Genomic DNA, 22060 nt, shown 5'->3' with positions numbered 1-22060 from the left:
ATGTCTGAGAATTCTCAAAACCAAGTAGAATCATTCAACGCATACCGCGCTAAAATGAACGATAAAATTCTAGGTGATAAAAATAAAATCATCAACAGGATTTTTAATTTAGACACAAACGCATTTGCTGCTGGTGCTTTAGATGTAAAAACTAAAGAACTTTTAGGCCTTGTAGCATCTACCGTTTTACGCTGTGATGATTGCGTAAAATACCATTTAGAAAGCTGCTTTAATGAAGGTGTTACTAAAGAAGAAGTGATGGAAACATTAAGTATAGGTACTTTAGTAGGCGGTACTATTGTAATACCACACTTGAGAAGAGCGTATGAATTTTGGGAGGCACTTGAAGAAAACGCAGCAAAGTAATACCTAAAGGTTTTAATCGTTATGTAATTTTGCTTAATTATAAATTGAAGAAATGAAACTACGCGCAGAAAACTTAATGAAATCCTATAAAGGCCGAAAGGTCGTTAAAGGAATAACTGTTGAAGTTCAGCAAGGGGAAATTGTAGGTCTTCTAGGTCCTAACGGAGCGGGAAAAACCACTTCTTTTTATATGATAGTTGGCCTAATTAAGCCTAATGGCGGAAGCATCTATCTTGACAACAAAGATATTACCAAGTACCCTATGTATAAACGTGCACAAAATGGTATTGGCTATCTGGCACAGGAGGCTTCAGTGTTTAGAAAATTAAGTATTGAAGAAAATATCTTAAGCGTTTTGCAACTTACTAAGCTTAGTAAAAAAGAGCAAGTCGCAAAGATGGAAGAACTTATAGATGAGTTCAGTTTAGGTCATATACGTAAAAGCCGTGGTGATTTATTATCTGGTGGGGAACGCCGCCGTACAGAAATTGCACGTGCACTGGCAACAAATCCTAATTTTATTTTATTAGATGAACCCTTTGCGGGCGTTGACCCGGTTGCAGTAGAAGACATTCAGCGGATTGTAGCCCAGTTAAAACAAAAAAACATAGGTATTCTAATCACAGACCATAACGTACAGGAAACCCTGGCTATTACAGATCACACGTACCTTATGTTTGAAGGTAACATTTTAAAACACGGTATTCCTGAAGAACTGGCAGCAGACGAGATGGTTCGTAAAGTGTATTTAGGACAGAACTTTGAGTTGCGTAAAAAGAAACTATTTTAGTTTATAAATACGGTTTTTTTTAATAGGGATCAGAATTTAATAATTCTGATCCCTATTTATTTTAAGTGATAATAAATTCAACTAAGCTAAACTTTTAGTCATAATAAACTGCTTGTTCTTCTTTTGCCAGAGCCATTAACTTCACTAACTGCTCTTCTAGAATACGATCTGGCGACAACGCGGGAAGCTTGTCTATATTAAACCATTCTACACCTCCTATATCAAAATTAGGATTAAATGTACCGTCTACAATCCTGCATAAGAAACACAACTTATAGACATAATGGGTTTGCGGCGGGTGTGGATAACATCGTTTATCTAATACCGCTAACAGCCGTACTACCTCAGCACTAAAACCAGTTTCTTCCTGTATTTCCTTTAGCACATTTTCTGATGGAGTCAACCCTATATCTGCCCAGCCACCGGGTAATGTCCACTTATTATCTACAGTTTCTTTAACCAATAATACCTGCCCTTTTTCATTTAAAATTAAACCTCTTACATCTATTTTTGGCGTAGGATAATCTGTTTCCGGGAGGTAAAAATCTTTAAATTGCTGTACCGGCAGATTACTAAGTATACTCATCATTTCTAAAGAAAGCGTGCGCAACTCTTGATAACGCTCAGCATCATAATTTTCTTTATTATAAACAAGACCAGCTTCAGCTAAAGACTTGACTTGTTTTATTGAGTTAAGCAACTGCTCGTTTATTTCGTTCATAGATTCAATAATTCTTGAAATCGCTTTACAAATTGCCCTATATGCATACCATCCATCAAGGCGTGATGACCGTGTATAGAAAGTGGCATAGACTGTAAATTCTCAGTATTTGTTGTCATTTTTCCGAAGACAATTTTAGGGCAACTATCAGGAAATGTTAGGCTTTTAGGATGCTCTACCGTAGTAAAATCTAACCACGGTAACGTTGAAAAATGTACCACATTTTCTCCGGAAACTGCTACTTCTAATCCGCTACCTGCGCGTACTCGGGCAATTTCAGTTTTTGCATCTCTAGAAAAAATCCCAAAATCTTCATTAAATATTATATAACTAAATCCGAAAGTTTCGTCAGGGCGGGCTATGGTAGGTGAACCATCTATACGGTCATAGAGATATACCGAATCTTCAACAATACGGTATTTAAAATTTTCGATCTCATTCACTGCGAGTAGCGCTTTATGCAAGTAATGCAAGAATACAGATTCATTATGAGCTTTTGCCTTGGCATAGATTTGTGTACAATCTACTCGTACCGTAACACCAAAAAAAGGCTGCTCAAATTGCTTAAAAAATGTATAATGCTCTTTGCGTTTCCACGTATCAAAGTCAATCTTAGATTTCATTTTAAGCACTTTTAGGATTTTGTGTCGCTACAGAAAGTAAAACGTAAAAAAGTATAATTATAGGAATTGCTAAAAACGTAAGCCAAAACAATAAAATAACAGCTAAAAGCAGGAACCCGTAGCGAACTCTATTTTCGGCTAGTCCCCAATTTTTAAATTTCAAAGCAAAAAGCGGGATTTCGGCATTCAACATAAAACAACTTAAAGCTGTAAGTGCCAGTAAAAAATAGGTATTTGTAATTAAACTTTCGGCAATTGCATAATCCTGAAATTGTACTATTAGCGGCAAACTCACAATTAGGAGGGCATTTGCCGGTGTGGGTAATCCTATAAATGAGGTGGTTTGACGCGTATCTATATTAAATTTTGCCAGTCTAAATGCAGAGGCTAGTGTAATTGCAAATCCTAAAAACGGAATAACGGAAACAGAATCCCAGGATAAGCCGGCTTCAACCCAGCGCTCACCTGTATTCCAGTGTTCTAATTTATGTAACAATTGAAACATTACCATCCCAGGAACAACACCGCTGGTAACCACATCTGCCAGACTATCTAACTGAAGTCCTAAATCCCCTTCCACTTTAAAAAGCCTTGCAAAAAAACCGTCAAAGAAATCAAAGAAGATTCCTAATACCACTGCATAAGCAGCAAAATCTAAGCGACCGGTAGCAGCAAAAAAAGTTCCCAGCATACCACAAAACAAATTTGCCATTGTAAAGGCGTTGGGTATGTAACGTGTGATTTTCATAATTGATTATTTCTGTAAAAATAGTAAAGTAAGACTACTCACAAGATAGGTCTAAAATAAAGTTTAACTTCTCAAGACATTTAGCCAACTTTACGCCAAAAGAAGCCACACTTGAAAAAAGCAGGATTAGTCGTATTTTTTTTAATTTTTACAGCGGGAGTTTGGTCTCAGGCCGTGCGTAAATATTCTAACGAATTTTTAAATATTGGCGTAGATGCTGCATCATTAGCGATGGCAAATGCGGTAACTGCAAGCTCCTCTGACGTTAACAGCGGCTACTGGAATCCCGCCGGATTAGTACATCTGGAAGATAATGAACTTGCTCTAATGCACGCAAGTTACTTCGCAAATATCGCTCTGTACGACTATGCCGCTTTTGCTACACCTATAGATGACAGAAGCGCGCTGGGCGTATCTCTTATACGATTTGGAGTAGACGATATTTTAAATACCACGCAATTAATAGACGCTAATGGCAATATAGATTACAACCGTATACGTCTATTTTCTACGGCAGATTATGCATTTACACTTTCCTACGCCAGAGAATTACCAGTACAAGGATTAAATCTGGGAGCAAATGCCAAGGTTATACGCCGTATAATAGGTGATTTTGCATCGAGTTGGGGGTTTGGTTTCGATTTTGGTTTACAATACGCAAGCGGAAAATGGAATTTTGGGTTAATGGCCAGAGATATCACGACTTCAGTAAACACCTGGACAATAGATGAAGAACAATTTGCTACAATTAGCAATGCCGTAGAAGGTCAAAATCAGGATTTACCGGAAACTCTAGAAATAACAATCCCAAAACTACAATTAGGAATCGCCAGAAACTGGGAAATTCATTACGATTATACCATTAAGGCTGAAGTTGATTTAATGATGCGTTTCACACAAACTAATGATATCTTATCAAGCTCATCGGTGAGTGCAACACCGGCTGCAGGCGTTGAATTTGGCTATACGGGTATTGTTTTTTTACGTGCAGGAGTTGGTAATTTTCAAGAACTAACCCAACTTGACGGAAGCAGTCGTATAGGTTTTCAGCCAAATATTGGAGTGGGGTTTCAATATCGGGGAATTCATATTGACTATGCGCTAACAGATATAGGCGATCAAAGCGCTGCGGTATATTCTAACATATTCTCGCTTAAACTTGACTGGGAGTTGTTTCGGTAGGCTATTTTGCCAACGGATACAAAAATACAATTGGTTGTATTTTAAAATTTAAAAGCACATCAACTTGTGTAATATCGTGGTGGCGAAACAAACTGCAGGTATTAGAAATTATGACATATAATTTATAAATGTTAACCCTTAATCGCCCGTAGCATTTCGCGTTTTCCAGGAGGTCCGGGAAGCCTATCTACTTTAAAACCTACCGCAAGCATCGCTCTTCGCACACTACCTTTTGCAGCATAGGTAACTAAAATACCCCCGGGATTTAAAGCCTCATACATTTTCTGAAAAATAGGCTCTTCCCAAAGTTCGGGCTGAACACGAGCTCCAAAAGCATCAAAATAAATCAAATCGTGTTTATTCTGATCTGTTATCGTTTCAAAAGTTTGCTGTCTTTTTTTTAATTGAAAATTAGGTGTAATCGCGGTAAAATCTCCCCAGGCCGAAGTATGCATAGTTTCAAAAGCTGTTGCGTATGATTGTGCAGCTATAGCTTCTAGATAATTGAGTTGAGCCATCTCTTCAGAAGATACTGGGAATGCTTCAACACCTTCATACTTTATAGCAATACTTGAATCTTCTGCGTGAATAAGAGTAAGTAAAGCGTTGAGTCCTGTCCCAAAACCAATTTCGAGTATATTTAATTGAGTCAGCTCTGGTGTTTCCGCGACAGCGTAATCAAAACCCATTTTTAAGAACACGTGTCTCGCTTCTTGCACAGCCCCGTGCATAGAATGATATTGCTCATTCCACTCAGTTATTTGTATTGTGGTAGAGCCGTCTCCTGTTTTAACTATTTTACGCTCCAAATTACTGAGCGATTTTAACGCCGCTTGCCATGAAACTAAAAGAGCGTTTAGGTTTATTTATTGCAGCAATTTCTTCTTGTGATTTACCGGCATCCGCAGCATAATGCTGTTGCTCATCTACAGGCGTCTCACTCACGTAAGCCACACCGTGCACCATCACGCTTTTATCTTTAATATCTTTAGGAACAAAAAAAGCGTAGTCTTTAAATTTAATCATCACAGGATCTGCAGCACCTACATCTACCTGCATCCAACACCCTTTTTCCTGGCAAACTTCTTCTACATTACCTTCAAAAGAAACATTAATCGTATCTCCCGGCTTCAAATTATTATAAATATCACCTAACTCAAAAGAAGTGAGCATTGCCTGATTTTTAAAATCTTCCCCATAAAGTTTCATTTTAGTCAATTCTACCTCGTTTGACTGGGTTTCAACAACCGTTTTTGTTGATGCTTCTTCTTTACAGGCAACTAATGCCATAATTATAAGAGCAGAAGTAAAAAGTTTTTTCATAACTAAAGATTTAATAAATGCAATGCAGCCTGTAAATTTAATCAATTCTTAAGCTTGAAGAATTGAGAAAATGATAAATTTGTGGCTATAAATTTAAATATGATGACAGATACATTAAAAGTAACCAAGATCGCTGATTCTAAAATAAGTTCTGTAGACTTTAACAATCTAGCTTTTGGTACGGTCTTTACAGATCATATGTTTGTTTGCGAATATAAAAACGGAGCTTGGTTAACCCCAGAGATTAAACCCTACGGTCCTATCTCTATGGATCCTTCGGCTAAGGTTTTTCATTACGGTCAGGCGGTTTTTGAAGGAATGAAAGCCTACAAAGATGACAATGGGAAAATTTTTATGTTTCGTCCAGAAGAAAACTTCAATCGTATAAATAAATCTTCAGAACGTCTGGCAATGCCCGCTTTCGATAAAGATTATTTCTTTGATGGGTTAAATACCTTATTAAACTTAGAAAGCGATTGGATTAAACCGGGTAAAGATAACTCTCTTTATTTACGCCCTTTTGTAATCGCAACAGAGAATGGTGTTTCTGCCTCACCTTCAACCGAATATAAATTCATTGTTATTTGTGCTCCGGCGCAGGCTTATTATAGTGGTGAAGTAAAAGTATTATTTGCAGATCACTATAGCCGCTCTGCAGATGGTGGTGTAGGTTTTGCTAAAGCTGCCGGTAACTATGCAGCTCAATTTTACCCTACTGAACTTGCTAAGCAAAAAGGTTATCAACAAGTTGTATGGACCGACGCAAACACGCACGAATACTTAGAAGAAGCAGGCACAATGAATGTTTTCTTTAGAGTAGGTGACACCTTACTTACAGCACCTACAAGTGATCGTATTCTTGACGGTATTACTCGTAAAAGTTTAATAGAATTAGCAAAAAGTGAAGGCATAAATGTAGAGGTACGTCCTGTTAAAGTTTCAGAAATTGTTGAAGCTGCAGAGAATGGTACTTTAAAAGAAATGTTTGGTGCAGGTACGGCAGCTGTTATTTCACCAATTGCCGGCTTTACGCATAAAGATAAAGAGTTTAATTTACCAACTATGGAAGACCCATATGGCGCTAGATTAAAACAACATTTAACTGCCTTACAGGCAAATCGCGCTGAAGATCCTTTTGGATGGCGTTACGAAGTACCTACGATAGCGGTATAATTATTTTTACTGCGGAAAAATTATAGAAACCCGAAACACAGCAATGTGTTTCGGGTTTTGAGTTTCTATCAGTTAAGCGTATTTTTGCATTTCAATTTTAAACCGAAGAGATGCAAGACGGAATATATGCCAAATTTCACACGCCAAAAGGCGAAATTTTGGTAAAATTAGAACATGAGAAAACCCCGGGAACAGTTGGAAACTTTGTAGCCCTTGCCGAAGGTGATCTTGAAAATAAAGTAAAAAATCAAGGAACTCCATATTACGACGGACTTAAATTTCACCGTGTGATTCCAGATTTTATGATTCAGGGAGGTTGTCCTCAAGGATCAGGAACTGGAGATCCAGGTTACAAATTTGATGATGAGTTTGATGCTTCTTTAAAACACGACGCACCAGGTAAATTATCTATGGCAAACTCTGGTCCCGGCACAAATGGAAGTCAGTTTTTTATCACACATACCGCAACACCGTGGTTAGATGGTAAGCATACCGTTTTTGGAAGCGTAGTTGAAGGGCAAGATGTTGTAGATGCTATCGCTCAAGGTGACAAAATGGAAAAAGTAGAAATCATACGCCAAGGTGCAGAAGCTGAAGGTTTTAATGCAGTTGAAGCTTTTAGAACTTTTGAAGGATCTCGTGAAAAACGTATTGCAGCAGAGCGTGCAGCAAAAGCAGAAGCTCTAGATAAAATAAGCGTAGGTTTTAAAGAGACTAAAAGCGGTTTACGTTACCAAATAATTCAAGAAGGTAAGGGTAAAAAAGCAGAATCTGGTAAAATGGTTTCTGTACACTATAAAGGTCAATTAGCAGACGGTACTGTATTTGACTCTTCTTACAAAAGAAATCAACCTCTAGACTTTCAAGTAGGTGTGGGTCAGGTAATCGCCGGCTGGGATGAAGGCATAGGCCTTCTAAAAGTAGGTGATAAAGCGCGTTTTGTTATACCATCAGACTTAGGTTATGGTAGCAGAGGTGCAGGTGGCGTTATTCCTGCTGATGCTATTTTAATATTTGATGTAGAATTGATGGATGTAAAGTAACATCTGTTTTTTAATCTATAATTTAAAGTCCTGCTAGTTGCAGGACTTTTTTTATGCCGTTTGGCTAAGGCCTCTTAATTGCTTATCTTAAAAAAGAACAACTAAAACTAACAAAATGGGAAAAGGAGACAAAAAAACAAAACGCGGAAAAATAAACAGAGGTTCTTATGGTAATTTAAGAGCTCGTAATAAAAAGAAAAGAGCCGCTACAACTGCAGACGTACCCACAAAGCAAACAGCTACAAAAACAAAAGAGGCTGATAAATCAGCCTCTAATGAAAAAAGCTTAGTAGACAAAAAACCTTGATATTATCTAACGAAAATCAGTTCGTTTTTATCTAAATCTGAATACTGCTCACTGAAGCCGTAGTCATCATAATCAAAGCCCTTAAGGTCTTCTATGGTCTGTACATCCTTATCTATAATGTATCGCACCATAGAGCCCCGGGCTTTTTTAGCATAAAAAGATATAATTTTAAGCTTTCCGTTTTTATAATCTTTAAAGATTGGGGTTACAACCGGTACTTTTAATTTTTCAGTCTTAACAGATTTAAAGTATTCCTGACTGGCAAGATTTAAAAACAATTCACCCTCTTTAAGCTCGCTGTTTAAAGCATCTGTAATCTTTTCATCCCAAAATTCATAAAGATTTTCAGCACTTCCTGAATGCAATTTAGTACCCATCTCAAGACGGTACGCCTGCATTAAATCTAGAGGCTTTAAAACTCCATACAAGCCACTTAAAATGCGCAGTGTATCTTGAAGCTTATCAAGTTTTTCGGTAGGTATTGTGTAAGCATCCAGACCGGTATATACATCCCCATCGAAAGTATAAACCGCCGGTCTTGCATTTTGTTTTGTAAAAGGAATGGTTAATTCTTTATAACGCTGGTAATTGAGATCTGCAAGTTTATCGCTAATATTCATAAGCTCAGAAATCTCAGCTTTAGTTTTATGCTCTAATTTTTTATTAAGTGTATTTGCCTCTTCTATAAACTGAGGCTGTGTTGCACGTGTAGTAGGCAATTTTGATTCAAAATTTAGTGACTTTGCCGGCGAAACTACTGCTTTCATAATTTTTAAATTTTATCAAAAATACGCATTCGCAAAAAGGTTTTTGGGAGGCTTTAATAGGTTTTTAGAATAGTAGAATAGAAGATATTATACACCTCATTAAGAACTGAATTCCAACCTTTATAGACTAAAAAACAAATCACTAATTCTTAATAGCGACCTGCTTTCGCTCATCACTTTCAATCAAACCATCTCTAAGTCTAATCACACGATGTGCATGCTCTGCAATGTCTTCTTCGTGAGTTACTAAAATAACCGTATTTCCTGAAGCGTGTATATCATCAAAGAGTCCCATAATTTCTACCGAAGTTTTAGAATCTAGATTCCCTGTAGGTTCATCTGCGAGAATAATAGAAGGCTTATTAACTAAAGCCCTGCCTACCGCCACACGTTGACGCTGCCCACCAGAAAGTTGATTAGGTTTATGGTCCATACGGTCTGCGAGACCCACATCATTAAGAACTTCTTCTGCGCGAAGACGACGTTCAGTTTTTGAATATCCTGCATATACCATGGGTAATGCCACATTATCAAGAGCTGTTGTACGTGGTAATAAATTAAACGTCTGAAAAACAAAACCTATTTCCTTATTACGCACCTCAGCAAGTTCGTCATCACTCATAGAACTAACATCTCGATTGTTAAGAATATAAGTACCTGAGGTTGGCGTATCTAAACACCCCAACAAATTCATAAGTGTAGATTTACCAGAACCTGAAGGCCCCATAATTGCCACATACTCACCTTTATTAATCTGCAGATCAATTCCTTTTAGAACATGAACAATTTCATTTCCTAATGGAAAATCACGAGTAATATTCTTAATATCAATAAGGCTGGCCATAAAAATTTTCTTTTAAACTATAAGTGGTAAAGGAAAGTTACTTGATTTTAATTTATAAGTAGTCAAAAACACATTTGAGTTACATTAATTGTAAAAAAATAGTTTAATTGCAAGTTAATTATGTCCCAAAAAGAAATTACCATATGCCTCAAACTCTATCTATTGTTATACCTGCCTACAATGAAGAGGAAACAATTACAGCTATTTTATCAAAATTAGTAGATCTTGATTTGGGGTTAAATATTCAAAAGGAGATTTTAATAATTGATGATTGCTCAACTGATAGTACTATAGACCAAATAGAAATCTTTATCACTCAAAACCTGACAGCAAGTATAAAACTTTTTAAACAGGCTACAAATAAAGGGAAAGGAGCTGCTCTACATCGCGGAATACAAGAATCTACTGGAGACTATATAGTAATACAAGATGCTGATTTAGAATATGATCCTGGAGAATATATTTTACTTTTAAAACCCATTCTTGCTGGTAATGCAGATGTCGTATACGGTAGTAGATTTATGGGTGGAAATCCACATAGAATTCTATTTTTTTGGCATACAATAGGTAACAAATTCCTAACCTTTCTAAGTAATATGTTTACCAATCTAAATTTAACTGATATGGAAACATGTTATAAGATGTTTAGAACAGAAATTTTAAAAAGCCTTGAACTTAAAGAAAAACGATTTGGTTTTGAGCCTGAAGTAACAGCTAAAATTTCACGAGTTCCAAAAATCAAAATTTATGAAGTAGGAATTTCGTATTATGGAAGAACTTATGAAGAAGGAAAAAAAATAAACTGGAAAGACGGCTTCCGCGCAATGTGGTGTATTTTGAAATATAATTTGATTAGCAAATAATGTGGATTAGATCTAATAATAAAATACTTATCATTTTTCTCTCACTATTAACTACGCTTGTTCTAATTTACAACTTTAAAATCGCATTCGAAGAACGTTATAATGGAGGTGGTGATGATTTAGACTATGTATATCTTGCCACTGGTCTTGCAAAAACTGGTGTTTATGGCTATATGGATCGTACGCATCCAGAAGTGATTCAAGATTATAAAGATGATATCGTAGACGCTCAGGTCTATAAAAATAAAAATTACGCATCCTGGAGGGCACCTTTATGGCCTTATACAATGGCTGCTATTCTCTATATTTTTGGATATAAACTTACTTATGTAATTGTATTTAAGCTACTCATACACGTAATTGAAGTATATTTTTTCCACAAGTGCCTAAAATTTTTAAATATAAAAGGTCTCCTTTTAATTTTAGGGACGTTTATTTTTAGTATATCTCCGGTTTATCAGATTTACAGTCGAGTATTTTATGCAGAACCTTTAACATCCTTCTTTTTAGGAATGTTTATTTTTTCAGTTATTTATTGGTTTAAGAAGGGTAAAAATGGTTTTCTCATACCTCTTACTTCAGCATTACTAGTATTAACACACCCGTACTTTATTTTTCTACCATTTTCTATTTTCGGAGTTTTATTTCTACAAAAACAAATTGAATCTAAAATATTTATGATTTTTTCGGTATTGGCTATCTTATTAATATCAGCTTGGCCACTAAGAAATGCCATCATACTAGAAACAAACTCTTATGTCATCACTACATCCTCGGGACCTGTAATGGCAAAAGGATGGAATAAAGATGTAGTACAAGAGCACACAAATACAAAGGGTGATCTCGCAAATGAAGGAATTGTTTTTGAAAATTATATATCAGACAAAATATTCAATGGAGGAGCTGCCCAGTCTCAAAAATATCAAGATGCAGTTTTTCAGTTTATAGAAAAAAATCCTAATCAAATTTTCCCTATTATTTTCACTAAGCTCAAAAGCGCCTTTAATCCTTTACAAGAAACTTATAAACCAGGATATCTTGAGACAGGTCGTGAATTATTCCACGCTATTTCCTTAATCTGTTTGATCTTAATACTATTTGAAAAGAAATCTAAAATTAAATCCCTTGGAGTAGGGTTAATATTATCTACCGTGGCAATTACCATCCTAACCTATTCTGGATTTAGATTTAGAGCTCCTCAATTTTTCTTAGAGTTGCTAGTTATATTTTATATTGTCAAGACATACTTACAACGGTATGTTATCACACCCTAATCCTAAAATTTTCTTTTACCTGCTCTTTTCTGAAGAAAACAAATCCCAACCAAAAACAGTCTATAGTGACTTGCACGCTCGAGTGATTTTTAATTAATTCCCAGGCTTCAGTCATTTCTGAAGACCAATAAATATCATCAAAAATCCAAACGGAGTCGTTATGAACAGTAGCCAGCAACTTATCGAAATAATCTAAAGTGGCATCTTTACTATGATTTCCGTCAAAGTAAATGAGGTCATATTTTTTATCATTTTGCTCCTTAAGAGTTTCCTTAAAATCTCCAACAACTATATTAGCAATATCAATTTTAGCATTCGCTAATTGACGTTTAGCAACGCCTGCCGTTTGAGGGCAGCCTTCTAGTGAAGTTATACTTCCTCCTCCTAAAGCCATTGCAGTTGTAGCAAGACCTAAAGATGTACCCAACTCTAAAATGCGCTGTGATTTGAAATAAGAAACTACCCTGAAAAGTAGTTTCATTCTATTTAAAGTTGCCCCTGCGTGCTTGGCTATATCTTTAACCGCTCGCTTATTGGTTTTAAAAATGCGTGAACCGGCTCCATAATCTACAACTTCAATTTTTTCTTGGGTATTGAGAAGTTGCTCTTGATACCTGAGCAACTTATTATATTCTCTATGCTTTTTTTTGTCGTAAAGACATTGTGTAACAAATTGATATACAAAAGGAGAGTGCACACCATGCTGGTTTGTAGCTTTCCGTTGAAAATTTAAATACGCCTTTAATGTGTACCACATAATAGGTTGCTAATCTTTATATAAGCCAGATTACTTATTACGGGAAGAATCCTAAATTATCCTTCCAATTTTGCACTTAATTCAAACCATCTTTCGGTGAGTGCATCTATCTTATCCTGAACTTCCTGAAGTGCAATAGAACGCTTATTAATCTCATCACCAGACAAATCGGGATTCAGAAATTCTGCTTCTTTACCTGCCTTTTCTTTTTCAAATTTTGCAATATCACGTTCGATGCGATTGTATTCTTTCTGATCATTGTAAGACAATGAAGTGCTCGCAGTTTTCCAATTGTCTTTAGTTGTCGCTTTCTCTTCTTTTGGCTTTGCAATAACCTCCTGCTCAACCGCCGGACCTGAATCGTAAACTCTAAAGTCTGAATAGTTACCGGGAAAATCTTCAACTTCACCCTGACCACGAAAAACAAACAGGTGATCTACAATCTTATCCATAAAATACCTGTCGTGAGAAACTACAAGCAAACATCCCGGAAAGTCTAAAAGAAAACTTTCTAATACATTTAAGGTAACAATATCCAGATCATTTGTAGGTTCATCTAATATTAAAAAATTAGGGTTTTGTATTAAAACAGTACATAAATACAAACGTTTACGCTCGCCCCCACTTAATTTTTCAACAAAATCATACTGCTTTTTACGGTCAAAGAGAAAACGCTCTAATAATTGTCCTGCAGAAATTTGCCTTCCTTTTTTAAGCGGAATATAATCTCCAAACTCTTTAATTACATCTATAACCTTTTGACCGGGTTTTATAACAATACCCTTTTGAGTGTAATACCCAAATTGTATGGTCTCTCCTACTACGAGCTTACCACTATCTGGAGGAATACTTCCTGTTAATACATTAAGAAATGTTGATTTACCGGTACCGTTTTTACCTATAATCCCAATACGCTCTCCACGCTGAAAATTATATTCAAAACCATCTAGAATTTTTCGGTCTTTAAAGGACTTTGACACCTTATGAAATTCTACAATTTTGCTTCCTAAACGCTCCATGTTTAGCTCTAATTGAACCTCATGATCGTTACGCCTTTTGGAAGCTTTGTCTTTTATTTCGGCAAAATCATCTATTCTAGATTTAGATTTTGTAGTACGTGCTTTAGGCTGGCGACGCATCCATTCTAATTCTTTTTTGAAGAGTTGTTTTGCTTTACCAGTTTCGGTCTCTTCTGTAGCGATACGCGCTTCCCGCTTATCTAAATAATAGGAGTAATTACCCTTATAGTTGTATAACTTACCTTCATCAAGCTCAATAATTTCATTACAAACCCGCTCTAAAAAGTAGCGGTCGTGAGTCACCATAAATAAAGTGAAGTTTTCTTTTGCAAAAAAAGCTTCAAGCCACTCAATCATCTCCAAATCAAGATGGTTTGTTGGCTCATCAAGTATAAGCAAATCTGGTTTACTTAGAAGCATGTTAGCAAGTGCTAAACGCTTTTTCTGCCCACCACTTAACTTTTCAACCTTACGATCTAAGTCGTCTAATTTAAGCTGAAACAAAATTTGTTTGTACTGCGTTTCAAAATCCCAGGCCTGATGCACTTCCATTTGATCAAAAGCTTTTTGATACGCGTCACCATCTCCCATATTCTGCAGCGCATGCTCGTAATCTGAAATCACTTTTAAAATCTCATTATCACTATCAAAGATAGTTTCTTCAACAGTCAAAGCAGGGTCAAGGTTAGGCTCCTGCGGAAGAAATGCCACCTTTATACCTTTACGAAAAATCACCTGACCACTGTCTGGATTTTCTGCACCTGCCAGTATATCTAACATTGAAGTTTTACCGGTACCGTTTTTAGCTACCAGACCTATCTTCTGCCCCTCATTGATACCAAATGATAAATCATCAAATAATACCTTTTCTCCAAAAGCTTTAGCGATAGATTCTACCGAAACATAATTAATTGCACTCATAGGCTGCGAATTTAACCTTTAAAAACGGAGTATAAAACCCATTTGTAGCGATTACTTGTCGAGTATTTCCTTAATATTGGGTTTAAAGTAATTTGGCCCTTTAAGCACCTTACCATCTTCTCTATAAATAGGCTTCCCATTAGCACCTAACTTACTCATATTACTGCGCTGTATCTCATTAAAAACCTCTTCTATTTTATGCTGCATACCATGCTCCAGTATGGTACCACAAAGTATATAAAGCATATCTCCTAAAGCATCTGCAACTTCGGTCAAGTCATTAGCTCGCGCAGCTTCCAGATATTCTTCATTTTCTTCTTTCATAAGATTGTAGCGAAGCATATTTTTAGGCTCGCCCAGATCTGCTTTAGGTTCTTCATTAATTCCCAAACCAAATGCACTATGAAACTCGTGTACTGCAGCTATTCTTTTTTTCATCTATTTTTTTTGTTATAAAGGCTTAATTTTGATTCACTAATACAAAGTACTCGATGAGTCAACTAAGTTTAGTTTTTAAAAGCAACTTTAAACTTAGTCAATTCTTTAAAATAATAATAAATGTTCAGTACCGGTCAATTAATTTTTGCAGCGCTCTTTTTTGTTGCATTTGTCGCATTTGTTTTTATGAGCTATCGCAAAGATAGCAAGCTGCATAAAAAAGAATACAAAGGCAGTTATTGGATTTTGATAGGCTTTATTGGTTTTGTACTTATTCTATTTGCCATAAAACTTTATCTAAAAGAATAAATCACGAGGTAATCCCCTAACAGTTAAATAATAAATCATATTTAATTGTTAAATTTGATTTCAAACCCACTAAATGAAAATATTAAAATATCTATTCTTTCTCCTGCTAATCCTATTTATAGCCGGAGCTATATATTTTGCAACTAAAGATGGTACTTATGAGGTTGAAGAGTCTCAAATTATAAAAGCTCCTGTAAATTTAGTTTTTGACAAAGTAAATAATTATAAAACCTGGGAAAACTGGGGTCCGTGGAATAAAGATGACCCTACAATGGTTTTTAGTTATCCTGAAAAAACTAGTGGAGAAGGAGCTAGCTATAGCTGGAATGGAAAGGATGTTGATGGCTCTATGCGAACTACGGCAGTTATAGAAAATCAACGATTAGAACAGGATATTACGTTTATAACCCCTGCTGGAGAACGTAATGCCCATGTGTATTGGCAGTTTGAGGAAGTAGATGGTGGCACTAAAGTTACTTGGGGCATAAGGGGAGAACATACTTTGATGGATAAAGCGTACTTCACCTTAATGAGTTACGATTTTGATGCAGATATGCGTACGATGTATAAATCTGGCTTAACGTCGTTAGATGAAAGTGTTTTAGATGATATGCAGGTTTATACTGTTACAATAAATGGAATCACACAATACAGCGGCGGCTTTTATATGTATGTAACCACATCTACTACTATAGACGCAGCTCGCGGGAAAATAAAAGAAATGATTCCGCAGGTGCAAAGATATATGGAAGGAAATAATATTACTATTTCAGGAAAACCATTAACTATTTATAATTCAAGAGATATAAATAATAATAGCGCTATTATTTCTAGTGGAATACCTACAACTTCACAGATAATAGTTGCAGAAGACAGCAGCATTCTTTGTGGGTTTATGCCTTCATACAGTGTCATAAAAACCACTTTAAAAGGAGATTATAAAAATTTAAAAGAAGCCTGGAGTTCTACTGAAGCATATTTAGCAAAAAACAACTTCGTGCCTGCTCAAAACAGTTATCCCTTTGAAATTTATGTAGTAGGACCTGAAGACAATCCCAACCCGGCAGCCTGGATTACCGAACTTTATATCCCTGTTACTATCGAAGATATTATAGGAGAAAGTTTATAAAGCAATTAATACTGATATTTACAGGTGGTGCTGGAAAGCGCGCTACATAATCTACGGGGAAAGTGGCTAAATAACCGGAACTTTTGCCACTAATATATTAGGGTTGCGAACAGTTTTTATAGAAATTTGACTTTAAAACTTCTTTAATTTTAAAATTTGAAATTATTTTAGCCATTTTTAGTATTTATTAAAACAATTCAATTAGTTTTATTTTTGAAATGAAATCTTCAGAATTAGAAGGTCAATATGAAAAATTACAACACATATTATTCACGCACAATTAAGGTCTTATTGACCCTGCCTGATATTTTGTGTTAACTGTACAAGTTATTTTATTATAAACACGAAAGTCTGGCCTATAAAACGCCAGACTTTTTTTATGCCTGTTATTATGTTCGGTCTGTTTTCTTCTTACCTCAACACCTTTAAAGGACTCTCTAAGGAAGTGTGGTGGCTTGCGCTCATTACTTTAGTTAATCGCGCAGGTGCTATGGTAATTCCTTTCTTATCACTTTACCTCAAAGATGACTTACAATTTAGCCTATCTGATGTTGGCTGGGTAATGACCTTTTTTGGATTTGGCTCACTTGCAGGGTCTTGGTTGGGTGGTATCCTTTCTGACAAAATAGGTTTTTATAAAACTATATTATTAAGTCTTGTAGGTACAGGATTAGGTTTCTTTGGCCTTCAATTTATAACCGGTTTTTGGGCAATATGTCTGGGCTTTTTCACTTTAATTGCGATTGCAGATTTATCAAGACCTGCCTTTTTTGTAGCGTTAAGCGCCTACAGCAAACCCGAGAACAAAACCCGCTCTTTAACTCTAATTCGCCTTGCTATAAACCTGGGCTTTTCTGCAGGCCCTGCCATTGGCGGACTCATAATCGCAGGTATAGGCTATTACGGATTATTCTGGGTAGATGGAGTAACCTGTATTCTAGCAGGCTTTATACTTATAAAAACATTAAATCCTAAAAAAGCTAAAGTTACCGATGAAGAAAAGTTAATAGAAAACCCACTTTCTCCATATAGAGATAAAATTTATCTCGTGTTTCTAATTGCCCTTGCCTTATTTGGGGTAGTATTTGTACAATATTTCTCGACAGTCCCTCTGTTTTACAAAGAGATAAAAGGTCTTTCTGAATTACAAATAGGATTGCTGCTAGGTTTAAATGGGTTAGTTATCTTTCTATTTGAAATGCCTCTAATTGCATTTGCTGAGCGAAAAGGCTGGTCTCAAATATCTAGTGTAATAGGCGGCTTATTGCTTACCGGAATCAGTTTTGGTTTTTTCTTTATCAATGGCTTCAATAGTGCCTTAATATTAGGAATGATCGTTGCTACTTTAGGCGAAATGATTGCGTTTCCGTTTGGCAATGCACTCGCACTTCGCAGAGCTAAATTAGGGAGACAGGGAGCTTATATGGGACTGTATAGTATGTCATTTTCCCTATCTCATATTTTTGGGCACAATACGGGTATGCAACTTGTAAACAGATTTGGCTATAATAGCACGTGGTTGTTTATGGGATTAGTTAGTTTAATGGCACTTCTACTTCTTGTTTACGTAAAAAATGTACTTGCCAAGGAAGAAAACTCAACTCTTGATTTATCTAAAATTTAGATTTTCCTAAGTATTTTTTAATTAGTTGATTATAGATAGGCTTTATTTTTAACGTTGTGGTTTGCGGTATTTCATAAAGAGCATCGTAATCTGTAAAGCCTTGTTTCAACAATTCTTCTAAATAAAAATATGCTGTATTGTCATCATTGTCTTGCGCAGATAAACTTATGATGTTAATGTAGGCCTGATAATCTTTACTATCTAGCATGGTCATTAATACGTTTCCAAAAATGCGCTGCGGTAAGAGAGATACTTTATTTAATGTCAAAAAGTCTTCAACAGTGTAATCTATATAACCTAACATGCGCTTAGCTACTTTTTCTTCATTTTGTTTTGCAGCATCTTTTGATGCAATTTTAAATTCATTTATTCTACTGTCCCAGTAGCCTAGATTCTCAAAGTTAGCTGCAACTATATCTGACTCTAAAAAATATTCAATATCATCTAAAAGAAGTAGTTCCTCTAAATTTCCAGACCGGTCTAATCGCTTTGCAATCTTGTAAGGCTCTGTTTTTCGCAAATCTTTGTAAAAATCTTTAATCGCATCAAGATCTACTTCACCACGGTAATCTCTTTTTAAATCTTGACTAAGATCATAAGCAGTCAAAAGCTCTTTATTTGAAGCCAAACTTTTAAGTCCGTTGAGGTCATTCACATATTGCTTTTCCCATAGTGAATCAGGATTCTTCAAATTTATATTTTCGCCTTGAAAATGGCTTAATCTATTTATTAAAATGCCTATAAAATTAGCTCCAGGCCATTCTCCAGAGTTTGAATATGTATATAATTCATTAAAAGAATCTATACTTTTCATCATTCTGAAATAATCTGCCATCTGGTAATAGTTTGGTGAAGATTTACCTACGACTCCTATAACTGTATTTCTTCGTGCCTGTGTAAAATATTGATCTGCAAAGTATACATCATCAACTAAGAGAATTCCAGCTGTATTTTTCAGTAAATACGATAAGGCACTCGTCGCTTTAGCACCGGCTCCTAACCCGGCAATATAAACCTGTGAAGATTCTAGCGAAACTTTTGCAAATACATCGCGCATTATAGTTATTGCATTATTTGCGTTGTAATCAAGACTATCTAAGTTGTTGCTCATTTTAAAATTATTGGAAACAACTACATAATCTTCTCCTGCAATAGCCGAAACAAAAAGCCGAGCAGCTCTTACACCATCACCATTAGGGTCAAAAACAAATAAGCCTTTTGCGGGCTTAGTCGCGGTATAATTTTGCGGTATATAAATCGAATAATTTAACGAAGTACTATCTGTTGTAACCTCAATCTCACTAACCATTCCTTTTATTAAAGTTTGATTTTGAGCAAATGAAGCAGAAGAAAATAAAACAGATAGTACAACTAACGAGAACAATTTACGCATAGATTTTTTTTTCTAAAATAACTACAATTATTATGCTACAAATTAAGAATAAAAAAAACTGCCTTATATGGGCAGTTTATATTTAGGAATGAAAGTATCGTTAATTCTATGATTTTACCCGTTGGGCAATTTGATCCTGATTATTTTTAAATAGAAATTTAGCAAATAGCGAAACAACAAATAAGTCTGCAGATATTAAGAATAATACGCGCGCTGCTTCAGTAGCCCATAGATTAAAACCCCCAAAACCGTAAACCCCTGTTATAAGTGCTATAATCAAAAAAGGAAGTGTAAATCGTTTCATATGAGTGTTTTTAAGTTTAATTACCAGTGTAAAAGTATCTCGATTCTTTATTTATTATTCACAATAAATTACTAATTGCTATAATTTTAACTACTTATCTAAACACAATCTTAACATGCAATAAAAAGCAATTCAAAAAGCGCTACAAAATCTGAGATAAGTTCATAATTAACCTACAGTTTGTATCTTTACAGCAGCAAAAAAAATGGTATGAATACTGAAACGATTGCAGCTCCTGTAAGAACCCCTAAACCGAAGTGGTTACGGGTTAAACTACCTACAGGTAAAAAATATACAGAATTAAGAAGTCTTGTAGATAAGTACGATTTACATACAATTTGCACCTCGGGTAGTTGTCCTAATATGGGAGAATGCTGGAGTGAAGGGACGGCAACATTTATGATTTTAGGAAATGTTTGTACGCGCTCCTGTGGATTTTGTGGAGTAAAAACTGGAAGACCAGACACTTTAGATTGGGAAGAACCAGAAAAAGTTGCTCGTTCTATTAAGCTTATGGATATTAAGCATGCAGTTGTAACATCGGTAGATCGTGATGACCTTAAAGATATGGGTTCTATCATGTGGGCAGAAACGGTAAAAGCGATACGTCGCATGAATCCCAATACAACTCTAGAAACGCTAATACCCGATTTTCAAGGTAATGAGCGAAATATAGATCGTATAATTGAAGTTTCTCCAGAAGTCGTATCTCATAATATGGAAACTGTAAAGCGTCTCACTCGTGAAGTACGTATACAGGCACAATACGAGCGTAGTCTTGGAGTTTTGAAATACTTAAAAGATAATGGTATAAAACGTACAAAGTCTGGAATTATGCTAGGTTTAGGTGAGACTGAAGAGGAAGTTTTACAAGTGATGCGTGATCTTAGAAGTGCAAATGTTGATATTGTTACTATTGGCCAGTATCTTCAACCTTCTAAAAAGCATTTACCAGTTAAACAATTTATTACCCCTGATCAATTTAAAAAATATGAAGTTCTAGGTCTAGAAATGGGCTTTAGACACGTAGAGAGTGGCGCTCTTGTACGCTCATCTTACAAAGCTCAAAAACACCTCCTTTAGTCCCTATTGCTAATGTCTAAAATTAAAATTGGAATCAATGGTTTTGGCCGTATTGGTCGAAGACTGTTCCGTTTATTATACGATCACCCGCTAATAGAGATTGTAGCAATAAATGACCGTGCAGATGGCGCAACTTTAGCGCACTTATTAAAATATGATAGTATCCACGGAATTTTCAAAAGAGACATTTCATTTTCTAGTGGAAAGTTAAGGGTTGATGATAAAGAAATAGGTCTTTATCAATTTAGTGATCCGGTAAGTATACCCTGGTCTTCTTACAATCTTGATATTGTAGTTGAAAGTACGGGTAAGTTTAAAACTTACGATTTACTTGAAGGCCATCTTAAAGCAGGTGCTCCCAAAGTTATTTTAAGTGTCCCGGCAGTAGACGACCGTATTAAGACAATAGTTTTAGGCGTTAATGACAATCTAATCACGGGAGACGAGTTGATTATTTCTAATGCAAGTTGCACCACAAATAACGCGGCTCCTATGATAAAAGTGGTAAATGATCTATGCGGCGTTAAGCAAGCGTACATTACCACGGTACACTCCTATACTACAGATCAGAGTCTACACGATCAACCACATCCAGATTTGAGAAGATCTCGTGCCGCAGGCCAGTCTATAGTACCTACCACTACAGGAGCTGCAAAGGCGCTTACAAAGATTTTTCCAGAACTTTCTAATGTAATTGGAGGATGCGGTATTCGGGTACCGGTGCCTAACGGATCTTTAACAGATGTAACCCTTAATGTTGCCAGAGACACAACAATTGAGGAAATTAATGAAGCATTTAAAAAAGCATCAAATACGTATTTAAAAGGGATTTTAGAGTATACAACGATACCTTTAGTATCTATAGACATTGTAGGTAACGAAAATTCCTGCATTCTTGATTCACAAATGACTTCTGTAATTGGTAATTTAGTCAAATTAATAGGCTGGTATGACAACGAAACGGGCTACTCTGCCCGAATTATAGATTTAATTATTAAAATCTCACGAAAATCTTAAAAGTACGTTCCTAATTTTGCCAAAGTGCCTATATTAGTAGCT

General features: G+C 35.7%; 24 protein-coding genes and 1 pseudogene. 13 read left to right on the top strand and 12 right to left on the bottom strand.

Annotation, left to right across the window (positions count from 1 at the left end):
• Together ACIGAM_RS07820 and lptB are read left to right on the top strand one after the other, a co-directional pair.
• Entirely contained in the window at nt 1–366 is a 366-nt protein-coding gene (locus tag ACIGAM_RS07820) for a carboxymuconolactone decarboxylase family protein (protein ID WP_396510899.1), read from the top strand.
• Between the two features lie 52 nt (nt 367–418).
• Nucleotides 419–1156, top strand: a complete 738-nt coding sequence (lptB, locus tag ACIGAM_RS07815; protein WP_396510898.1) for an LPS export ABC transporter ATP-binding protein — start codon at nt 419–421, stop codon at nt 1154–1156.
• A gap of 94 nt (nt 1157–1250) precedes the next feature.
• Here the strand turns inward: lptB and ACIGAM_RS07810 are convergent, their stop codons facing one another.
• From ACIGAM_RS07810 to ACIGAM_RS07800, 3 genes are read right to left on the bottom strand one after another with little or no spacing between them, the layout of a single operon-like run.
• Complete coding sequence (locus ACIGAM_RS07810; RefSeq protein WP_396510897.1) at nt 1251–1877, bottom strand: NUDIX hydrolase N-terminal domain-containing protein; 627 nt, start codon at nt 1875–1877, stop codon at nt 1251–1253.
• Entirely contained in the window at nt 1874–2500 is a 627-nt protein-coding gene (locus ACIGAM_RS07805) for a CatA-like O-acetyltransferase (RefSeq protein WP_396510896.1), read from the bottom strand. The genes ACIGAM_RS07810 and ACIGAM_RS07805 overlap by 4 nt, the downstream gene beginning before the upstream one ends.
• A gap of 1 nt (nt 2501) precedes the next feature.
• Entirely contained in the window at nt 2502–3248 is a 747-nt protein-coding gene (locus ACIGAM_RS07800) for a CDP-alcohol phosphatidyltransferase family protein (RefSeq protein WP_396510895.1), read from the bottom strand.
• Between the two features lie 111 nt (nt 3249–3359).
• On the opposite strand from ACIGAM_RS07800, the gene ACIGAM_RS07795 reads away from it, so the two are divergent.
• Nucleotides 3360–4430: a PorV/PorQ family protein gene (locus ACIGAM_RS07795; protein WP_396510894.1), complete on the top strand. Its 1071-nt coding sequence runs from the start codon at nt 3360–3362 to the stop codon at nt 4428–4430.
• Nucleotides 4431–4561: 131 nt separating this feature from the next.
• Here the strand turns inward: ACIGAM_RS07795 and mnmD are convergent, their stop codons facing one another.
• Nucleotides 4562–5239: a tRNA (5-methylaminomethyl-2-thiouridine)(34)-methyltransferase MnmD gene (mnmD, locus tag ACIGAM_RS07790; protein WP_396510893.1), complete on the bottom strand. Its 678-nt coding sequence runs from the start codon at nt 5237–5239 to the stop codon at nt 4562–4564.
• Between the two features lies 1 nt (nt 5240).
• A complete protein-coding gene (locus ACIGAM_RS07785) occupies nt 5241–5753 on the bottom strand; it encodes a DUF4920 domain-containing protein (protein ID WP_396510892.1) in 513 nt (170 codons plus the stop codon).
• Nucleotides 5754–5855: 102 nt separating this feature from the next.
• Between ACIGAM_RS07785 and ACIGAM_RS07780 the strand changes: the two genes are divergently transcribed.
• The 3 genes and pseudogenes from ACIGAM_RS07780 to ACIGAM_RS07770 all read left to right on the top strand — a co-directional run.
• A complete protein-coding gene (locus tag ACIGAM_RS07780) occupies nt 5856–6926 on the top strand; it encodes a branched-chain amino acid aminotransferase (RefSeq protein ID WP_396511026.1) in 1071 nt (356 codons plus the stop codon).
• 110 nt (nt 6927–7036) lie between these two features.
• Nucleotides 7037–7969, top strand: coding sequence for a peptidylprolyl isomerase (locus tag ACIGAM_RS07775; protein WP_396510891.1), 933 nt, complete (start codon nt 7037–7039; stop codon nt 7967–7969).
• Nucleotides 7970–8084: 115 nt separating this feature from the next.
• Nucleotides 8085–8168 (top strand): annotated as a pseudogene (locus tag ACIGAM_RS07770) (30S ribosomal protein THX); the annotation flags it as partial.
• 110 nt (nt 8169–8278) lie between these two features.
• On the opposite strand, the gene yaaA reads toward ACIGAM_RS07770, so the two are convergent.
• Nucleotides 8279–9043, bottom strand: a complete 765-nt coding sequence (yaaA, locus tag ACIGAM_RS07765; protein WP_396510890.1) for a peroxide stress protein YaaA — start codon at nt 9041–9043, stop codon at nt 8279–8281.
• A gap of 142 nt (nt 9044–9185) precedes the next feature.
• Nucleotides 9186–9887, bottom strand: coding sequence for an ABC transporter ATP-binding protein (locus tag ACIGAM_RS07760; protein ID WP_028377676.1), 702 nt, complete (start codon nt 9885–9887; stop codon nt 9186–9188).
• A 143-nt stretch (nt 9888–10030) separates the two neighbouring features.
• Between ACIGAM_RS07760 and ACIGAM_RS07755 the strand changes: the two genes are divergently transcribed.
• Both ACIGAM_RS07755 and ACIGAM_RS07750 read left to right on the top strand, forming a co-directional pair.
• Nucleotides 10031–10750, top strand: coding sequence for a glycosyltransferase family 2 protein (locus ACIGAM_RS07755; RefSeq protein WP_396510889.1), 720 nt, complete (start codon nt 10031–10033; stop codon nt 10748–10750).
• The gene (locus ACIGAM_RS07750) at nt 10750–12024 is read left to right on the top strand and encodes a hypothetical protein (protein WP_396510888.1); all 1275 of its coding nucleotides are present in this window, start codon (nt 10750–10752) and stop codon (nt 12022–12024) included. Before ACIGAM_RS07755 ends, ACIGAM_RS07750 begins: the two co-directional genes overlap by 1 nt.
• Here the strand turns inward: ACIGAM_RS07750 and ACIGAM_RS07745 are convergent.
• Genes ACIGAM_RS07745 through ACIGAM_RS07735 form a run of 3 tightly spaced genes read right to left on the bottom strand, consistent with a single transcriptional unit; the run spans nt 12014 to nt 15159 of the window.
• Complete coding sequence (locus tag ACIGAM_RS07745; RefSeq protein ID WP_396510887.1) at nt 12014–12781, bottom strand: O-methyltransferase; 768 nt, start codon at nt 12779–12781, stop codon at nt 12014–12016. The genes ACIGAM_RS07750 and ACIGAM_RS07745 overlap by 11 nt on opposite strands.
• Nucleotides 12782–12837: 56 nt before the next feature.
• Nucleotides 12838–14712, bottom strand: coding sequence for an ABC-F family ATP-binding cassette domain-containing protein (locus tag ACIGAM_RS07740; protein ID WP_396511025.1), 1875 nt, complete (start codon nt 14710–14712; stop codon nt 12838–12840).
• A 60-nt stretch (nt 14713–14772) separates the two neighbouring features.
• On the bottom strand, nt 14773–15159 hold the full coding sequence (locus ACIGAM_RS07735) for a hypothetical protein (RefSeq protein ID WP_396510886.1): 387 nt from the start codon (nt 15157–15159) through the stop codon (nt 14773–14775).
• Between the two features lie 120 nt (nt 15160–15279).
• Here ACIGAM_RS07735 and ACIGAM_RS07730 point away from each other — a divergent pair, with 120 nt between their 5' ends.
• From ACIGAM_RS07730 to ACIGAM_RS07720, 3 genes are all read left to right on the top strand, one after another.
• Entirely contained in the window at nt 15280–15468 is a 189-nt protein-coding gene (locus ACIGAM_RS07730) for a hypothetical protein (RefSeq protein ID WP_396510885.1), read from the top strand.
• Nucleotides 15469–15541: 73 nt separating this feature from the next.
• Complete coding sequence (locus ACIGAM_RS07725) at nt 15542–16597, top strand: SRPBCC family protein (RefSeq protein ID WP_396510884.1); 1056 nt, start codon at nt 15542–15544, stop codon at nt 16595–16597.
• Between the two features lie 379 nt (nt 16598–16976).
• Nucleotides 16977–18221 carry an MFS transporter gene (locus ACIGAM_RS07720; RefSeq protein WP_396510883.1) on the top strand — a complete coding sequence of 415 codons (1245 nt, stop codon included), beginning with the start codon at nt 16977–16979 and terminating at the stop codon, nt 18219–18221.
• On the opposite strand, the gene ACIGAM_RS07715 is transcribed toward ACIGAM_RS07720, so the two are convergent.
• Nucleotides 18211–19614 carry a hypothetical protein gene (locus tag ACIGAM_RS07715; RefSeq protein WP_396510882.1) on the bottom strand — a complete coding sequence of 468 codons (1404 nt, stop codon included), beginning with the start codon at nt 19612–19614 and terminating at the stop codon, nt 18211–18213. The two genes, ACIGAM_RS07720 and ACIGAM_RS07715, sit on opposite strands and share 11 nt — an antisense overlap.
• Before the next feature lie 106 nt (nt 19615–19720).
• The gene (locus tag ACIGAM_RS07710; protein WP_396510881.1) at nt 19721–19918 is read right to left on the bottom strand and encodes a DUF1328 domain-containing protein; all 198 of its coding nucleotides are present in this window, start codon (nt 19916–19918) and stop codon (nt 19721–19723) included.
• 210 nt (nt 19919–20128) lie between these two features.
• Here ACIGAM_RS07710 and lipA point away from each other — a divergent pair, with 210 nt between their 5' ends.
• Both lipA and gap read left to right on the top strand, forming a co-directional pair.
• Entirely contained in the window at nt 20129–21001 is an 873-nt protein-coding gene (lipA, locus tag ACIGAM_RS07705; protein WP_396510880.1) for a lipoyl synthase, read from the top strand.
• A 12-nt stretch (nt 21002–21013) separates the two neighbouring features.
• Nucleotides 21014–22018 (top strand): type I glyceraldehyde-3-phosphate dehydrogenase, encoded by a 1005-nt coding sequence (gene gap, locus ACIGAM_RS07700; protein ID WP_396510879.1) that lies wholly within the window; start codon nt 21014–21016, stop codon nt 22016–22018.
• Nucleotides 22019–22060: the final 42 nt, after the last annotated feature.

It is taken from the genome of Leeuwenhoekiella sp. NPDC079379 (assembly GCF_044542075.1).
In the GTDB taxonomy this organism is placed as follows: Bacteria; Bacteroidota; Bacteroidia; order Flavobacteriales; family Flavobacteriaceae; genus Leeuwenhoekiella.
Note: the sequence above shows the minus strand (reverse complement) of the source record. Positions and strands in the feature narration are given on the sequence as shown.

What these genes read in the sequence shown, in the direction of transcription:
- ACIGAM_RS07780 (WP_396511026.1), top strand. Translation starts at nt 5,856, where the DNA reads ATGACAGATACATTAAAAGTAACCAAGATCGCTGATTCTAAAATAAGT.
- ACIGAM_RS07800 (WP_396510895.1), bottom strand. Translation starts at nt 3,248, where the DNA reads ATGAAAATCACACGTTACATACCCAACGCCTTTACAATGGCAAATTTG.
- lipA (WP_396510880.1), top strand. Translation starts at nt 20,129, where the DNA reads ATGAATACTGAAACGATTGCAGCTCCTGTAAGAACCCCTAAACCGAAG.
- ACIGAM_RS07745 (WP_396510887.1), bottom strand. Translation starts at nt 12,781, where the DNA reads ATGTGGTACACATTAAAGGCGTATTTAAATTTTCAACGGAAAGCTACA.
- ACIGAM_RS07730 (WP_396510885.1), top strand. Translation starts at nt 15,280, where the DNA reads ATGTTCAGTACCGGTCAATTAATTTTTGCAGCGCTCTTTTTTGTTGCA.
- ACIGAM_RS07760 (WP_028377676.1), bottom strand. Translation starts at nt 9,887, where the DNA reads ATGGCCAGCCTTATTGATATTAAGAATATTACTCGTGATTTTCCATTA.
- lptB (WP_396510898.1), top strand. Translation starts at nt 419, where the DNA reads ATGAAACTACGCGCAGAAAACTTAATGAAATCCTATAAAGGCCGAAAG.
- yaaA (WP_396510890.1), bottom strand. Translation starts at nt 9,043, where the DNA reads ATGAAAGCAGTAGTTTCGCCGGCAAAGTCACTAAATTTTGAATCAAAA.
- ACIGAM_RS07750 (WP_396510888.1), top strand. Translation starts at nt 10,750, where the DNA reads ATGTGGATTAGATCTAATAATAAAATACTTATCATTTTTCTCTCACTA.
- ACIGAM_RS07715 (WP_396510882.1), bottom strand. Translation starts at nt 19,614, where the DNA reads ATGCGTAAATTGTTCTCGTTAGTTGTACTATCTGTTTTATTTTCTTCT.
- ACIGAM_RS07805 (WP_396510896.1), bottom strand. Translation starts at nt 2,500, where the DNA reads ATGAAATCTAAGATTGACTTTGATACGTGGAAACGCAAAGAGCATTAT.
- ACIGAM_RS07710 (WP_396510881.1), bottom strand. Translation starts at nt 19,918, where the DNA reads ATGAAACGATTTACACTTCCTTTTTTGATTATAGCACTTATAACAGGG.
- ACIGAM_RS07810 (WP_396510897.1), bottom strand. Translation starts at nt 1,877, where the DNA reads ATGAACGAAATAAACGAGCAGTTGCTTAACTCAATAAAACAAGTCAAG.
- gap (WP_396510879.1), top strand. Translation starts at nt 21,014, where the DNA reads ATGTCTAAAATTAAAATTGGAATCAATGGTTTTGGCCGTATTGGTCGA.
- ACIGAM_RS07735 (WP_396510886.1), bottom strand. Translation starts at nt 15,159, where the DNA reads ATGAAAAAAAGAATAGCTGCAGTACACGAGTTTCATAGTGCATTTGGT.
- ACIGAM_RS07820 (WP_396510899.1), top strand. Translation starts at nt 1, where the DNA reads ATGTCTGAGAATTCTCAAAACCAAGTAGAATCATTCAACGCATACCGC.
- ACIGAM_RS07775 (WP_396510891.1), top strand. Translation starts at nt 7,037, where the DNA reads ATGCAAGACGGAATATATGCCAAATTTCACACGCCAAAAGGCGAAATT.
- ACIGAM_RS07720 (WP_396510883.1), top strand. Translation starts at nt 16,977, where the DNA reads ATGCCTGTTATTATGTTCGGTCTGTTTTCTTCTTACCTCAACACCTTT.
- ACIGAM_RS07755 (WP_396510889.1), top strand. Translation starts at nt 10,031, where the DNA reads ATGCCTCAAACTCTATCTATTGTTATACCTGCCTACAATGAAGAGGAA.
- ACIGAM_RS07785 (WP_396510892.1), bottom strand. Translation starts at nt 5,753, where the DNA reads ATGAAAAAACTTTTTACTTCTGCTCTTATAATTATGGCATTAGTTGCC.
- ACIGAM_RS07725 (WP_396510884.1), top strand. Translation starts at nt 15,542, where the DNA reads ATGAAAATATTAAAATATCTATTCTTTCTCCTGCTAATCCTATTTATA.